This window comes from Curtobacterium herbarum (genome assembly GCF_016907335.1).
GTDB lineage: Bacteria > Actinomycetota > Actinomycetes > Actinomycetales > Microbacteriaceae > Curtobacterium > Curtobacterium herbarum.
In genome coordinates this window covers 1,023,409-1,037,036 of the sequence record NZ_JAFBBT010000001.1, presented here as the reverse complement: position 1 = coordinate 1,037,036, position 13,628 = coordinate 1,023,409, and the positions used below count along the sequence as shown (strand labels likewise).

The window sequence follows — 13,628 nt, the reverse complement described above, 5'->3', positions numbered from 1 at the left end:
GATGCTCACACGCCCCGCACGCGCCGGTCCGCGATGTGACGACATGTGTCGGCCCGCCGACGCGGGGCGTTCCCCGGCCCGCGGGCGTACCGTCCAGCAGATGCAGACCTTCCTGCCTTTCGCCGACTTCCGCGCCTCTGCCGAGGTCCTCGACGACAAGCGCCTCGGCAAGCAGCGGGTCGAGACCCTGCAGGTGATGCGGGCGCTGATCTTGCCGGACTACGGCTGGCAGCACCACCCGGTGACGGCGATGTGGCGGGGCTTCCGGCCGGCGCTGATGGCCTACCAGGAGGCGACGTGCCGGGTGTGGCTCGAGCGTGGGCACGCGGACACCTGCCTCGAGAAGACCCTGGCCGACCTGGCCCTCGTGCCCGAGGACCTGGCGGCCTACGAGCGCGGCGACTTCGAGGTGCCCTCGTGGAACACCGACGAGCGGGTGCACCTGTCGCACCGCTCGAAGCTCGTGCAGAAGGCCCCGGAGCACTACCGGCCGCTGTTCCCCGACGTCCCCGACGACCTCGACTACCGGTGGCCCGGGACGGTCGAGCACCGCACGACCACCTGAGCGAGACCGAGCCCACCCCGCCCCAGGGGGAACGGGACGCATCGTTCAGGGGTCGATGGCCCGGGAGGCCGCGGCGGGCCCGGTCGTTCCGGGACGACCCGGCAGAACGTCTGGTACACCGCGTCAGGCGAGCGACCGGACCGCCGTGACGGCGGTGACCACGGCCTCCACGACGACCGTCGCGTCCGCCGTCGTGAGGGTCGCGTCGAAGGTCAGTCGGACGGCCGAGCGGGCGAGGTCGTCCGGGAGGCCCAGCGCCAGCAGCACGTGCGAGGCCTCGGTGCTGCCGGCGGCGCAGGCGCTGCCGGAGGAGGACACGACGTCCCGTCGTTCCAGCTCGAGCAGCACCGTCTCGCCGTGGACGCCCGGGAAGCAGAAGGAGGCGTGCCCGGGTAGGCGGTCCTCGGCCGAACCGGTGAGCCGGGCGCCCGGCACCCGGTCGAGCACCCCGGCGACAACGAGGTCCCGGACGGCGGTCGCGTGTGCTGCCGCGGCCTCCCGCTCGAGGAGGACGCTCCGCCAGGCGGCGGCGAGGCCGACCGCTCCGGCGACGTCCTCGGTGCCCGAGCGTCGTCCACGTTCCTGCCCGCCGCCGTGCACGAGCGGTTCGAGCGGGACCCCGGCACGGACGGCGAGCGCGCCGGTCCCCTTCGTGGCGCCGAGCTTGTGCCCGGAGACCGACACCGCGTCGACCCCCAGGACGTCGAGGCCGACGGGCAGCCAGGGTGCGGACTGCACGGCGTCGGTGTGGAAGCGTGCCCCGACCTCGTGGGCGATCGCGGCGAGCCGCGCGATGTCCTGGACCGTGCCGATCTCGTTGTCGGCGTGCGCGATCGAGACGAGCGTGGTGTCGGGGCGGAGCGCGGCGCGCAGGGTGTCCGGCGCGACGGTGCCGTCCGGTTCGACCGGCAGCTCCGTCACGTCGAAGCCGTGGAACCGTTCGAGGTACCGGCAGCTCTCGAGGACGGCCTCGTGCTCGATCGCGCTCGTGACGACGTGGCGACCGCGGGGTGCGGCGAGGGCGATGCCCTTCACCGCGGTGTTCGCCCCCTCGGTGCCGCCGCTCGTGAAGACGACCTCGCCCGGGCGGCAGCCGAGTGCGCCGGCGACGACGGTCCGGGCGGCGGCGAGACCCCGTGCGGCCGCGTCCCCGATCTCGTGGGTCGACGACGGGTTGCCGAACGTCCCGATCAGGTAGGGCCACATCGCCTCGAGGACCTCGCGGCGGACCGGCGTCGTGGCCGCGCGGTCGAGGTAGAACACGCCTCGCGCCTCAGGCGGTGACGTCGACGTCGAGCCCGAGGTCGAGCGCCCGTGCCGAGTGGGTCAGGGCACCGACCGAGACGATGTCCACCCCGGTGGCGGCGATCGCGGCGACCGTGTCGAGGGACACCCCGCCCGAGGCCTCGACGAGTGCCCGGCCGGCCACGAGGGCGACGCCGTCCCGGAGCATCGGCACGGTGAAGTTGTCGAGCATGATCGTGTCGACGCCGGCGCTGACGACGGGTTCGATCTGGTCGATCCGGTCGACCTCCACCTCGAGGTGCACGGTGTGGCCGAGTCGGGTCCGGGCGGCACGGATGGCGTCCCCGATGCCGACCCCCTCGGCGAGCAGCACGGCCAGGTGGTTGTCCTTGGCGAGCACCGCGTCGGACAGTGACGTGCGGTGGTTGTGGCCACCACCGCAGCGGACCGCGTGCCGTTCGAGTGCGCGGAGACCGGGCGTGGTCTTCCGGGTGTCGACGATCCGGGCGCCGGTGCCGACCGTGGCGTCGACGTACCGCGCCGTCAGGGTGGCGATGCCGGACATCCGCTGCACCAGGTTCAGCGCGACCCGCTCGGCCCGGAGCACCGAGCGTGCCGACCCGGTGACGCTCGCGATGACGTCCCCGGCAGCGAAGGGCGCACCGTCGCGGAGTGCGAGCGCGACGACGAGGCCCGGGTCGACGGCGTGCATCACCGCGACGAAGACCTCGCCGCCGGCGAGCACGCCGGGTTCACGGGCCGCCAGGGTCGCGGTCGCGGTGGCCGAGGCGGGGATCAGCGTCTCGCTCGTGACGTCACCCCAGGGTGCGTCCTCCTCGAGGGCGGTCTCGATCACCCGGCGGAGTGCGTGCGGCGGGATCGTGCCCGGGTCGAGGACCGCCACGGGCGGTGCGACGGTCGTGCTGGTCGTGCTGGTCGTGCCGGTCGTGCCGGTCGTGCCGGTCGTGCTGGTCGTGCTGGTCATGCGAGTGCTCCCTGTCGGGCGGACGTGCGGAGGGGTGCGTCGGCGGCCGGCGCGGGCGTCGCGGTGACCCAGGCGGTCGTCGCGGGTGCGGACGGGTCGGTGTCCGGGTGGTCGGTGCGGGCGTGGGCACCGCGGGACTCCGTGCGCGCCTCGGCCGCGAGGGCGGTGAGCCGGGCGAGGTCGAGCAGGGCGCGGTCCTCGGCGTCCCGCACGGTGGTCGGTGCCGGCGCGGACAGTCCGGCCAGGGCAGCGCGGGCCCCGGCGAGCCCGGTCGCGTCGCGGAGCAGGCCGACGCGGTCGGTCATGACGGACTGCAGGGTCTGCCGGACCGGGGCGGTCCGGCCGAGGTGGGTCGGGCCTCCCGTCCGGTCGTCGACGGATGCGACGACGGCCGGGACGACCCGCGGGACGAGCGTCGCGTCGCCGCGCAGACGGAGCCGGCCCGGTCGCGGGCCGCCGAGCGCGTCGGCCGCACGGACCGCGAAGACGAGCCCCTCGAGCAACGAGTTCGACGCCAGTCGGTTGGCGCCGTGCACGCCGGTGCAGGCAGCCTCGCCGACCGCCAGGAGACCCGGGAGGCTCGTGCGGCCCTCCGTGTCGGTCGCGATCCCGCCCATCGCGTAGTGCGCGGCCGGGGCGACGGGGACGCCCTCGCGGGTCCAGTCGAGGCCGGCCGCCCGGGTGGCGCGCGTGAGTCCCGGGAACCGGCCGATGAGGAAGGCGGGGTCGAGTCCGGTCGCGTCGAGGAGGACCGGTCGGCCGTCCTGTGCCCGCACGGCCGCCGCGATGCCGCGCGCCACGACGTCCCGCGGGGCGAGCTCGGCGTCCGGGTGGACGTCCGTCATGAAGCGGTGCCCGGTCGCGTCGCGGAGGACGGCGCCCTCGCCGCGGACGGCCTCGGAGACCAGCCCGCCGTCCGGCACCGCGAGTCGGGTCGGGTGGAACTGGACGAACTCCAGGTCGGCGACGACGGCGCCGGCACGCCACGCGGCCGCGGTGCCGTCCCCGGTCGCGACGAGCGGGTTCGTCGTCTCGCGGTACAGGTGCCCGGCGCCCCCGGAGGCGATCAACACGGCGTCCGCGTCGAGCCGCCGGGGTTCGCCGAGCAGGTCGACGACGTCGATGCCGACGACCTGACCGTCGCGGACCACGAGGTCGGTGAGGCAGGTCCGTTCGAGGATCGTGACGTGTCGGCGGTGCAGGGCGGCGACGAGGGTCCGCTCCACGGCGGCCCCGGTCGCGTCGCCGTCGGCGTGCAGGACCCGCCAGCGGGCGTGTGCGGCCTCGCGTCCGCGGGCCAGGTCGTCGCCGTACCGGTCGAGGGTCGCCGGGTCGGTGCTGCGGTCGAACGGCACGCCGAGTGCGAGCAGGTCGCGGACCCGGGCCGGGCCGTCGGTGCAGAGGACGTCGACGGCGCGGGCATCGGCACTGCCCGCGGCGGCGAGGTGCGTGTCGTGCTCGTGCAGGGCGGCGGAGTCGTCCGCGCCGAGCGCCACCGCGATGCCGCCCTGGGCCCACGCGGTGGCGCCGTCGGCGAGCGCGCTCTTCGTGACGAGGGTCACGTCGTGCAGCGCGCTGGCGCGGATGGCGGCGGTGAGGCCGGCGATGCCCGACCCGACGACGACGACGTGCATCGTCAGGCCCGGACGTCGGTGGTCGTGGCCGTCGTCGCGGCGGGGCCCGGGTCGCGCTGGCCGGCGAGGGGGCGGGGCCTGGCGGCGAGCATCCGCTCGAGGGCGACCTTCGCGTCGACCTGCACCGCAGCGGGCACCACGATCTCGTTGAGGACCTCACCGCGGACGAGCGCTTCGAGCACCCAGGCCAGGTAGCCCGGGTGGATCCGGTACATCGTCGAGCACGGGCAGACGACCGGGTCCAGGCAGAAGATCGTGTGCTGCGGGTACTCGGCGGCCAGGCGGTTCACCATGTTGATCTCGGTGCCGATCGCGAACGTCGTCGGCTCGGTGGCGGCGGCGACCGTCTTCCGGATCAGGTCCGTGCTGCCGGCGACGTCGGCCGCGTCCACGACGGCCATCGGGCACTCCGGGTGCACGATGACCGTGACGCCCGGGTGCTCCCGACGGGCCTGTTCGATCTGGTCCACCGTGAAGCGGCGGTGCACCGAGCAGAAGCCGTGCCACAGGACGACCTGCGCCTCGAGCAGCTCGGCCGCGGTGTTGCCGCCGCCGGCCAGCCGCGGGTTCCACATCGGCATCCGGTCCGTGCTGATGCCCATCGCCTTCGCGGTGTTCCGGCCCAGGTGCTGGTCCGGGAAGAACAGCACGCGCTGCCCCCGCTCGAACGCCCACTCGAGCACGGTCGCGGCGTTCGAGGACGTGCAGACGATGCCGCCGTTCCGCCCGCAGAACGCCTTGAGGTCGGCGGCGGAGTTCATGTACGTGACGGGGATCACCGGCACCCGGCCGTCTGCGTCGGGCTCGGTGCCGTACAGCGCGGTGAGCTCGGCCCAGGCAGCCTCGACGCTGTCGATGTCGGCCATGTCCGCCATCGAGCAGCCGGCGGCCAGGTTCGGCAGGATCACCCGCTGGTCGTCGCGCGCCAGGATGTCCGCCGTCTCGGCCATGAAGTGCACGCCGCAGAAGACGATCGCCTCGGCGTCGGGCTTCGTCAGCGCCGCGTTCGCGAGCTGGAACGAGTCGCCGAGGAAGTCCGCGTGCCGGACGACCTCGTCCCGCTGGTAGAAGTGCCCCAGGACGACCACGCGGTCCCCCAGCGTCGCCTTCGCCCGCTCGATGCGCTCGTGCAGTTCGTCGTCGGGGGCGTTCCGGTACTCGTCCGGGATCACGCCCTGGCGCGGGGACGAGGTCGGGATGACGTCGGACATCGACGAACCGGGGCCGTAGCCGGGGACGCTGTCGAAGTCCCAGGTCGGCGCGGCGAGGTCGGGCGTGCAGGTGGTGCCGGCCGCCCGGCCGTTGGAGATCAGTTCGATGGTGGTCGCGATGGACACGGCGGTTCCCGTCTCGGCTCAGGGGTAGGTCAGGGCGTCGTCAGCGGGCCGTTGTCCGCGTACGACAGGTCGGGGTTCGAGCGGTACAGCCGGGCCGGTCGGTGCCGCCCGCCGCTCGTGGTCTCGTCGGTGGGCAGGACCGCGTCGCTCTGGGCGACCTGCCGACGGAAGTTCGCGGGGTCGAGCGTCTGCCCGAGCACCGCCTCGTACACGCCGCGGAGTTCGGCGAGCGTGAACCGGTCGCCGAGGAACGCCTGCGCGATCCGGGAGTACGACATCTTGTTGCGCAGGCGCCAGAGCGCGTACTCGACGATGCGGTCGTGGTCGAACGCCAGCGGCGGGTGTTCGTCGGCGAGGAACCACCGAACGTTCCAGTCGTCCGGTACGACGCTCGCCTCGTCCGGGTGCACGAGGGCCCAGTAGACGACCGACACGACGCGGGTCGGCGAGCGGTCGACGGCGCCGAACGCGTAGAGCTGCTCCAGGTAGCGCGGCTGCACCTTGGTGGTCTCGCGGAGGCGCGCGGCGGCCGAGTCGTCGAGGCCCTCGTCCGCCCCGACCCAGCCACCGGGCAGCGCCCAGGAGCCCGCGAACGGTTCGGTCACCCGGCGGACCAGCGGCATCCAGAGTGCGGGGACGCCGGTGTCCGGGTGCGGCCGGAGCGCGACGATGACGGTCGAGACCGCGAGCCGGATGCCGGTGTCGTCCATCGCTGCCCTCCGTCCTGCTGGGTTATGGTCATTTTGACCTGAACTGTTCAGGTACTGATGACCGTATCACGATGGTCACCGGACCGGAACGCAGCCGTGACGCCCGGGTAACACGCCGCTCGTAGCATCGGCCGCATGGGCAGCACCACGAGGAAGCACGCCGTCGTGACCGGGACCGTGCAGGGCGTCGGGTTCCGGTACTGGACGGCACGGAAGGCCGACGGGCTCGAACTCGTCGGGTACGCACGGAACCTGTTCGACGGCACCGTCGAGGTCGAGGCGGAGGGCCCCGGCCCCGCGGTCGACGCCCTGGTCGTGATGCTCCGCTCCGGCCCGTCCTCGGCCACCGTCACGGATGTCGCCGTCCGCGAGGTCGCACCGCTCGGCGAGGACGACGGCTTCCGCATCCTGCACTGAACCGGGCAACACGCGGAGTTCACCCCGCGTTCGGCGGCAGTCGGGAATGCTGTGGTCCTGTCAGCTCTTGCAGCCTCGGTACCCACCCCTCGTGGGTCCACCGTCACACCACGAAGACACCAGGAGCCCCCTTGACCCAGGCCGTCGACTCCGCACCCCGCACCGGGTCCGTCGAAGAGTCCTCCCCCGCGGGCAACCGCCTCGTGATCGGACTGCTGCTCGTCTCGGCGTTCGTCGTCATCCTCAACGAGACGATCATGGGCGTGGCGCTGCCGCGGCTCATGGACGACCTCGGCATCAGCGCCGCGACCGGGCAGTGGCTGACCACCGGCTTCCTGCTCACCATGGCCGTCGTGATCCCGATCACCGGCTACCTGCTGCAGCGCTTCAACACCCGTCCGGTGTTCGTCTGGGCGATGAGCCTGTTCTCCGTCGGGACGCTCATCGCACTGCTCGCGCCGGGCTTCACGATGCTGCTCATCGGGCGCATCGTGCAGGCCAGCGGCACCGCGATCATGATGCCGCTGCTCATGACCACAGTCCTGACCCTCATCGAGCCGTCCCACCGCGGCCGCGTGATGGGCAACATCTCGATCGTCATCTCGGTCGCCCCCGCGATCGGCCCGACGATCTCCGGCCTCATCCTCAACGCGTTCTCGTGGCGCTGGCTGTTCGGGTTCGTCCTGCCGATCGCCCTCGCCGCCCTCGTGCTCGGCATGGTGAAGGTCCGCAACGTCTCGACCCCGCGCAAGTCCGCGATCGACGTGTTCTCCGTCGTCCTGTCCGCCTTCGCGTTCGGCGGCATCGTCTACGGCCTGTCGAGCATCGGCGAGGCCGGCGACACCGGGTACGGCGTGCCGATCGGTGCACTCGTCGTGGGCTTCGTCGCCCTCGCCGTCTTCATCGTCCGCCAGACCCGCCTGCAGCGCCGCGACGCCGCACTCCTCGACCTCCGCACCTTCAGCACCAAGGGCTTCACAATCCCGATCGTCGCGATGGCGATCAGCTTCATGGCGATGTTCGGCACGCTCATCCTGCTGCCGATCTACCTCGAGCGCGTGCTCGGCCTCGAGGTCCTGCAGGTCGGACTCCTGCTGCTCCCCGGTGGTCTGCTGATGGGCCTGCTGTCCCCGATCGTCGGCCGTCTCTACGACCGCTACGGCCCGCGCATGCTGCTCATCCCCGGATCGATCATCATCAGCGCCGTGCTCTGGGCGCTCTCGACGGTCACCGCGGACACCAGCGTCACGTTCGTCCTCGTCGCCCACATCGTGCTGAGCCTCGGCCTGGCGCTGACCTTCACGCCGCTGTTCACCGCCGCACTCGGTGGCCTGCCGCCGCGCCTGTACTCGCACGGCAGCGCAGTCCTGGGCACCGCCCAGCAGCTCGCCGGTGCGGCCGGCACGGCACTGTTCGTCACGCTGCTGACGCTCGGCGCCACCGCCGCGGCGACGAACGGCGACGTCGCCGGTGCCGCGACCGCCGCCGAGGCAACCGCCCGGGCGACCGCGTCCGGCGTGCACTCGGCGTTCCTCGTCGGCGCAGTGATCTCGATGCTCGGCATCATCGCCTCGGCCATGGTCCGGAAGCCGGCCACCCCGGAGGGCGCACCCGCACCCGCCGTGCACTGACCGCTCCCGGAGCACCGAACGCTCCTGGACAGACCGCGCGCCCCCTCTTCCGGAGGGGGCGCGTCGTCGTTCCCAGCGACGTGGCATCGTGGGCACATGCGGTCGACGACGAGCGAGCTGAACTGGTCCGGCACGGTCACCTACACCGCCGAGCGGGTGGTGCGGCCGACCTCGCTCGACGACGTCGCCGACCTCGTCGCCCGCAGTCCCCGCATCCACGGGCTCGGCACCCGCCACTCGTTCAACGACGTCGCCGACACCCCGGGCGTCCTGCTCGACCTGACCGCCGTGCCGACCGACCTGGTCGTCGCCGCCGACCGCCGCACCGCCACGATGGGCGCCGGCACCCGGTACGGGCTCGTCGCGCCCGAGCTCGACGCGGCCGGGGTCGCCCTGCACAACGAGGGGTCGCTCCCCCACATCTCGCTCGGCGGCGCGATCGCCACCGGCACGCACGGCTCCGGCACCGCCCTCGGCTCGCTGAGCACCGCCGTCGCCGCGCTCGAGCTGATCGGCCCCGACGGCAGCACGACCACGATCCGACGCGGCGACCCGGACCTCGGCGGCGCCGCGATCCACCTCGGGCTGCTCGGCATCGTCACGCGCGTCACCGTCGACGTGCAGCCCGCGTACCGGATGCGCCAGGACCTCTACGGGCCGATCCCGTGGGACACGTTCACCGCCTCCGCCGCCGAGGTCTTCGCCGCCGGGTACTCCGTCTGCGCCTACACGCTGTTCGGCGACACCGTCTCGGAGGTGCTCGTGAAGTCGCGCGTGCCGGACGGGGCCGACGACGTCGAGGTGCCCACGGGCCTCCTGGGCGCGCCCCGCCTGCCCGGCTCGCCCGGTGACGGGCACCACACCGCGCACGACGGCTCGGTCGGGCCGTGGTGGGACCGGCTGCCGCACTTCCCGATCGAGTCGGTGCCCTCGGTCGGGTCCGAGGTGCAGAGCGAGCACTTCGTGCCGCTCCGACACGCGGCCGGCGCGCTCGACGCGCTGCGCGGGCTGGCGGACCGGATCCAGCCGCACCTGCACGTCTGCGAGCTGCGCACGATGGCGGCGGACGACCTGTGGCTCAGTCCGACACAGGGCGAGGACGTGCTCTGCATCGCGTTCACGTGGCGGAAGCACCCGGACGAGGTCGCGGCCCTGCTGCCCGACCTGGAGGCGCGACTCGCCCCGTTCGGTGGCCGTCCGCACTGGGGGAAGATGAGTTCCCTCGACGGCTCCGCCGTCGCGGCGCTGTACCCGCGGCTGGGCGCGTTCCGCGACCTGGTCGCGCGCCGTGACCCGTCGGGCAAGTTCGGCTCCGCGTTCGGCGAGCGGGTGCTCGGGCTGGAGAGGTCCGGGTCCGGGTCCGCGTCCGCGTCGGGGGTCAGCCGACCGGTGTGACGGTCGTCGTCTTCCCGTCCCAGTGCCGGACGCCGGCGACACCGAGGGTGTCCGGCAGCGGGACCGATGCCAGCACCTCGAGCATCCGCGGCAGGTCGACGTCCCGCGGACGGCGTGCGAGCGTCAGGTGCGGCGCCCACCGACCCGGCAGGGACGTGTCGACGCCGCCGGGGGCCGCGCGGTGCACGGCCTCGTGGAACGCGGCGAGCGCGCGGTCGACCACGACGGAGACCCCCAGGACGTGGCGGCCCGGACCGGCCGGGAACAGCAGGAGTCCGGCGGGGCGGAGGGCCGTCGGCCGGGGTGCGTCGAACCCCGACGGCACGGCCAGCGTCTCGCCCGCCGTCAGGGTCAGGTGCGGGGCGTTCGTCGCGGAGGTGTGCCGGCCCATGCTCGGCAGGTCGGCGGCGACGAGGGCCGCCCAGGCGTCCCGGACCGCCCGTTCGGCGTCCGGGTCGAGGACGAGTTCGATGCTGCGCATCCGTCGAGCCTGCCCGACGGCGAGCGCCGGCGTCACCTGACGACGCTGGCTGTGCGGCGACCCTGGCCCGTCGTGCGGCGACGCCGGTCGTAACACGGCGGAACGCGAATCGACCCGGTCCGGGGCCGCCGGGCACACTCGTGGCTGTCCCCGCCGGGCGACACCCAGCGTCGGGACCCACACAGCACCGTCCCTGCCACCAGGGCGACCCCCTCACGAGGAGCACCCATGTCCGCGACCCCCGTCCTGCCCGACCGTCCGCAGCGCAAGCGCCCGCTCGGGTGGATCATCGCCGCTGCCGTCGTCGTCGTCGCGATCATCGTCGCCGTCGTGGTCGTCGCCGTCCGCGGTGGCGGCTCCGACCAGGCCGGAGCCGCCGGCAGTGGTTCGGACCGGAAGGCGCAGACCGTCACGATCGGCGTCGCGGACAAGGCACTGCCGTACTGGAATACCTACACGGCGCTCGCGAAACAGCGGCTGAACGTCACCGTGAAGCTGACCAACTTCGCCGACTACTCGCTGCCGAACCCGGCGCTGAAGGACGGCCAGGTCGACATCAACCAGTTCCAGCACATCCAGTACCTGGCGAACTACAACGTCACCGCGAAGGACGACCTGCAGCCGATCGGCTCCACCGCCGTCTACCCGCTCCCCCTCTACGCCACGAAGTACGACGAGGTGTCCGCGATCCCCGAGGGCGCGAAGGTCGCGATCCCGAACGACGCCATCAACGAGGCACGGGCCCTGCTCGTCCTGCAGTCCGCCAAGCTGATCGAGCTGCGGGACGGCGGCAGCGCGTTCTCCACCACCGACGACATCGCGTCGCACAAGGTCGACGTGCAGCCGCTCGACGCCTCGCAGACCGCGAACGCGCTGCAGCAGGGATCGGTCGCCGCGGCCGTCGTGAACAACAACTTCGCCACCGCCGCCGGGCTGCCCGCCTCGGACAAGGTCTTCACCGACGACCCGTCGAGCTCATCCGCCGCCCCGTACGTCAACGTCTTCGCGGTCCGCAACGAGGACAAGGACAACACCACCTACCGGGACCTCGTCGAGCTGTTCCAGGACAGCGCCGTCCAGAAGGACTTCACGAAGGACTATCCGGACGCCGTCGCCCGGGACGAGAAGGCATCCACCCTGCAGGACGAGCTCGCGACCGTCGAGCGGGACGCGAAGGCAGCAGCCGAGTAGTGGCTGCCCTCGTCGAACTCCGCGGTGTCACCAAGAGCTACCGCCGCGCCGACACCGGAGAGACCGTCACCGCGGTCGAGGGTGTCGACCTCGACGTCCACCAGGGCGAGGTCCTCGGGGTGATCGGGTACTCCGGCGCCGGCAAGTCGACCCTGGTCCGACTCGTCAACGCACTCGAGCTGCCCACCTCGGGCACCGTCACCGTGGCCGGGCAGGAGCTGACCGCGATCCCCGAGCGGGAGCGCCGTCAGGCCCGCCGCCGGATCGGGATGGTCTTCCAGCAGTTCAACCTGTTCCGCTCCCGCACGATCGCCGGCAACGTGGCGTACCCGCTCAAGGTCGCCGGTGTCGCGAAGGCCGAACGGGACCGCCGCGTCGCGGAACTGCTCGACTTCGTCGGACTGCTCGACCGCGCCTACGCCTACCCCGAACAGCTGTCCGGCGGGCAGAAGCAGCGCGTCGGCATCGCCCGGGCGCTCGCGTCGAACCCCGAGCTGCTGCTCGCCGACGAGGCGACCAGTGCCCTCGACCCGGAGACCACGTCGGAGGTGCTCGCGCTCCTCCGTCGCGTCAACCGCGAGCTCGGGGTCACGATCATCGTCATCACCCACGAGATGGACGCCGTCCGCCGGATCGCGGACCGCGTCGCCGTGATGGAGCAGGGCCGTGTGGTCGAGGTCGGCGACGTCTACGACGTGTTCTCCGCCCCCACCACCGAGGCCACGCAGCGCTTCGTCCGCACCGCGCTGCACGACCGCCCCTCGGCCGAGACCGTCGCACGCCTGCACGAGCGCCACCCCGGCCGGATCGTGTCCGTCCGGATCACCGACGAGTCCGGGCTGCAGGGTCGCATCGACCAGGCGTTCCGCGACACCGCGGTCACCGCCGAGCTCGTCTTCGGCGGGGTCAGCGAGATCCGCGAGCGCCGCATCGGGTCGCTCACGTACGAGCTCGGGGGCCGCAACACCGACGTCGACCGGGCGGTCGGTGCCCTGCGTGCCGCCGGCATCACCGTCGTCGAGGAGGCACGCGCATGAACAACTCGTTCCAGAGCGTCATCGACTCGTTCGACGTGTTCCTGGCCGCGACCCGGGACACGATCGTCATGTCCCTGGTGTCGCTCGTCATCGCGGGCGTCATCGGCCTGGCCCTCGGCCTGCTGCTCTACGCCACCCGACCGGGCAACCTGCTGTCGAACCGCACCGCGTACACGGTCATCAACCTGGTCGTGAACCTGGTGCGTCCGATCCCGTTCGTGATCTTCCTCGCCGCGATCGCACCGCTGTCGCGCGTCGCCGTGCAGACCACGATCGGCGTCCCCGCGGTGACGTTCGCGATCTCGCTCGCCGCGGCGTTCGCGGTGTCGCGGATCGTCGAGCAGAACCTGCTCGCCATCGATCCGGGCGTCGTCGAGGCGGCACGGGCCTCCGGTGCGCACCCGGTGTCGATCCTGCTGACCGTGCTGATCCCCGAGGGGCTCGGTCCGCTGATCCTCGGCTACACGTTCATCTACATCGGCATCGTCGACATGACCGCGCAGGGCGCCCTGGTCGGCGGTGGCGGGCTCGGCGAGTACGCGATCACCTACGGGTCGCAGCGGTACGACTGGTGGGTCGTCTACGTGTCGGTCGCCGCGATCGTGGTCATCGTGCAGCTCGGCCAGTTCGTCGGCAACCGCCTGGCGCGGGCCACGCTCCGCCGCTGACGCCTGCCCCGGCTGCGCCGCCCGCCGACCGGTCACGAACCGTCGCTCCGGGCGCGCCAGAACGACCGTTCGTGACCGCTCGGCGGAGCGCGTGCGGGGTGTCGTGACCGGTGAGGCGGCGGGCTACCGGCGCGCAGGCCGCCGCCCGCACGCCCGGCTGCCGCCGTCGACCGGTCACAAATCGTCGCTCCGGGCGCGCCAGAACGACGATTTGTGACCGCTCGGCGGAGTGCGCGCGGGGTGTCGGACGGGAGGCGCGGGGCGGGCCCATCACGCGCCTCCCGTCCGGCAGGGGCGCAGGCACGCCCGGCTGCCGCCCGCCGACCGGTCAC

13 protein-coding genes are annotated in these 13,628 nt (G+C 72.9%); 7 read left to right on the top strand and 6 right to left on the bottom strand.

All coding sequences use genetic code 11. The features are described 5' to 3' along the window. Positions 1–100 precede the first annotated feature (100 nt). On the top strand, positions 101–565 hold the full coding sequence (locus tag JOD51_RS05065) for an MSMEG_6728 family protein (protein WP_204607306.1): 465 nt from the start codon (positions 101–103) through the stop codon (positions 563–565). A 123-nt stretch (positions 566–688) separates the two neighbouring features. Here the strand turns inward: JOD51_RS05065 and JOD51_RS05060 are convergent, their stop codons facing one another. Genes JOD51_RS05060 through JOD51_RS05040 form a run of 5 tightly spaced genes read right to left on the bottom strand, consistent with a single transcriptional unit; the run spans position 689 to position 6,476 of the window. Beyond that, positions 689–1,828: a cysteine desulfurase family protein gene (locus tag JOD51_RS05060; RefSeq protein WP_204607305.1), complete on the bottom strand. Its 1,140-nt coding sequence runs from the start codon at positions 1,826–1,828 to the stop codon at positions 689–691. A gap of 10 nt (positions 1,829–1,838) precedes the next feature. After that, on the bottom strand, positions 1,839–2,795 hold the full coding sequence (nadC, locus tag JOD51_RS05055; RefSeq protein WP_204607304.1) for a carboxylating nicotinate-nucleotide diphosphorylase: 957 nt from the start codon (positions 2,793–2,795) through the stop codon (positions 1,839–1,841). Then, positions 2,792–4,429 (bottom strand): L-aspartate oxidase, encoded by a 1,638-nt coding sequence (gene nadB, locus JOD51_RS05050; protein WP_204607303.1) that lies wholly within the window; start codon positions 4,427–4,429, stop codon positions 2,792–2,794. Before nadB ends, nadC begins: the two co-directional genes overlap by 4 nt. Positions 4,430–4,431: 2 nt before the next feature. Next, positions 4,432–5,766 (bottom strand): quinolinate synthase NadA, encoded by a 1,335-nt coding sequence (gene nadA / locus JOD51_RS05045; protein ID WP_204607302.1) that lies wholly within the window; start codon positions 5,764–5,766, stop codon positions 4,432–4,434. 29 nt (positions 5,767–5,795) lie between these two features. Next, positions 5,796–6,476: an NUDIX hydrolase gene (locus JOD51_RS05040; RefSeq protein WP_204607301.1), complete on the bottom strand. Its 681-nt coding sequence runs from the start codon at positions 6,474–6,476 to the stop codon at positions 5,796–5,798. A gap of 135 nt (positions 6,477–6,611) precedes the next feature. Between JOD51_RS05040 and JOD51_RS05035 the strand changes: the two genes are divergently transcribed. From JOD51_RS05035 to JOD51_RS05025, 3 genes are all read left to right on the top strand, one after another. After that, on the top strand, positions 6,612–6,893 hold the full coding sequence (locus JOD51_RS05035; protein WP_204607300.1) for an acylphosphatase: 282 nt from the start codon (positions 6,612–6,614) through the stop codon (positions 6,891–6,893). Positions 6,894–7,024: 131 nt separating this feature from the next. Then, a complete protein-coding gene (locus tag JOD51_RS05030; RefSeq protein ID WP_204607299.1) occupies positions 7,025–8,524 on the top strand; it encodes an MDR family MFS transporter in 1,500 nt (499 codons plus the stop codon). A gap of 96 nt (positions 8,525–8,620) precedes the next feature. After that, on the top strand, positions 8,621–9,919 hold the full coding sequence (locus JOD51_RS05025; protein ID WP_204607298.1) for a D-arabinono-1,4-lactone oxidase: 1,299 nt from the start codon (positions 8,621–8,623) through the stop codon (positions 9,917–9,919). Here JOD51_RS05025 and JOD51_RS05020 read toward each other — a convergent pair. Beyond that, positions 9,903–10,400, bottom strand: coding sequence for a 2'-5' RNA ligase family protein (locus tag JOD51_RS05020; RefSeq protein WP_204607297.1), 498 nt, complete (start codon positions 10,398–10,400; stop codon positions 9,903–9,905). The genes JOD51_RS05025 and JOD51_RS05020 overlap by 17 nt on opposite strands. 228 nt (positions 10,401–10,628) lie before the next feature. On the opposite strand from JOD51_RS05020, the gene JOD51_RS05015 reads away from it, so the two are divergent. The 3 genes from JOD51_RS05015 to JOD51_RS05005 are packed head-to-tail and all read left to right on the top strand — an operon-like array spanning position 10,629 to position 13,296. Beyond that, positions 10,629–11,591: a MetQ/NlpA family ABC transporter substrate-binding protein gene (locus JOD51_RS05015; RefSeq protein WP_204607296.1), complete on the top strand. Its 963-nt coding sequence runs from the start codon at positions 10,629–10,631 to the stop codon at positions 11,589–11,591. Beyond that, positions 11,591–12,628: a methionine ABC transporter ATP-binding protein gene (locus JOD51_RS05010; protein WP_204607295.1), complete on the top strand. Its 1,038-nt coding sequence runs from the start codon at positions 11,591–11,593 to the stop codon at positions 12,626–12,628. The genes JOD51_RS05015 and JOD51_RS05010 overlap by 1 nt, the downstream gene beginning before the upstream one ends. Beyond that, the gene (locus JOD51_RS05005; RefSeq protein ID WP_204607294.1) at positions 12,625–13,296 is read left to right on the top strand and encodes a methionine ABC transporter permease; all 672 of its coding nucleotides are present in this window, start codon (positions 12,625–12,627) and stop codon (positions 13,294–13,296) included. Before JOD51_RS05010 ends, JOD51_RS05005 begins: the two co-directional genes overlap by 4 nt. The last annotated feature ends 332 nt before the right edge of the window (positions 13,297–13,628 follow it).

Coding starts and splice junctions, on each gene's coding strand:
- JOD51_RS05040 (WP_204607301.1), bottom strand. CDS start 6,476: ATGGACGACACCGGCATCCGGCTCGCGGTCTCGACCGTCATCGTCGCG.
- nadB (WP_204607303.1), bottom strand. CDS start 4,429: ATGCACGTCGTCGTCGTCGGGTCGGGCATCGCCGGCCTCACCGCCGCC.
- JOD51_RS05065 (WP_204607306.1), top strand. CDS start 101: ATGCAGACCTTCCTGCCTTTCGCCGACTTCCGCGCCTCTGCCGAGGTC.
- JOD51_RS05005 (WP_204607294.1), top strand. CDS start 12,625: ATGAACAACTCGTTCCAGAGCGTCATCGACTCGTTCGACGTGTTCCTG.
- JOD51_RS05035 (WP_204607300.1), top strand. CDS start 6,612: ATGGGCAGCACCACGAGGAAGCACGCCGTCGTGACCGGGACCGTGCAG.
- JOD51_RS05020 (WP_204607297.1), bottom strand. CDS start 10,400: ATGCGCAGCATCGAACTCGTCCTCGACCCGGACGCCGAACGGGCGGTC.
- JOD51_RS05015 (WP_204607296.1), top strand. CDS start 10,629: ATGTCCGCGACCCCCGTCCTGCCCGACCGTCCGCAGCGCAAGCGCCCG.
- JOD51_RS05025 (WP_204607298.1), top strand. CDS start 8,621: ATGCGGTCGACGACGAGCGAGCTGAACTGGTCCGGCACGGTCACCTAC.
- nadC (WP_204607304.1), bottom strand. CDS start 2,795: ATGACCAGCACGACCAGCACGACCGGCACGACCGGCACGACCGGCACG.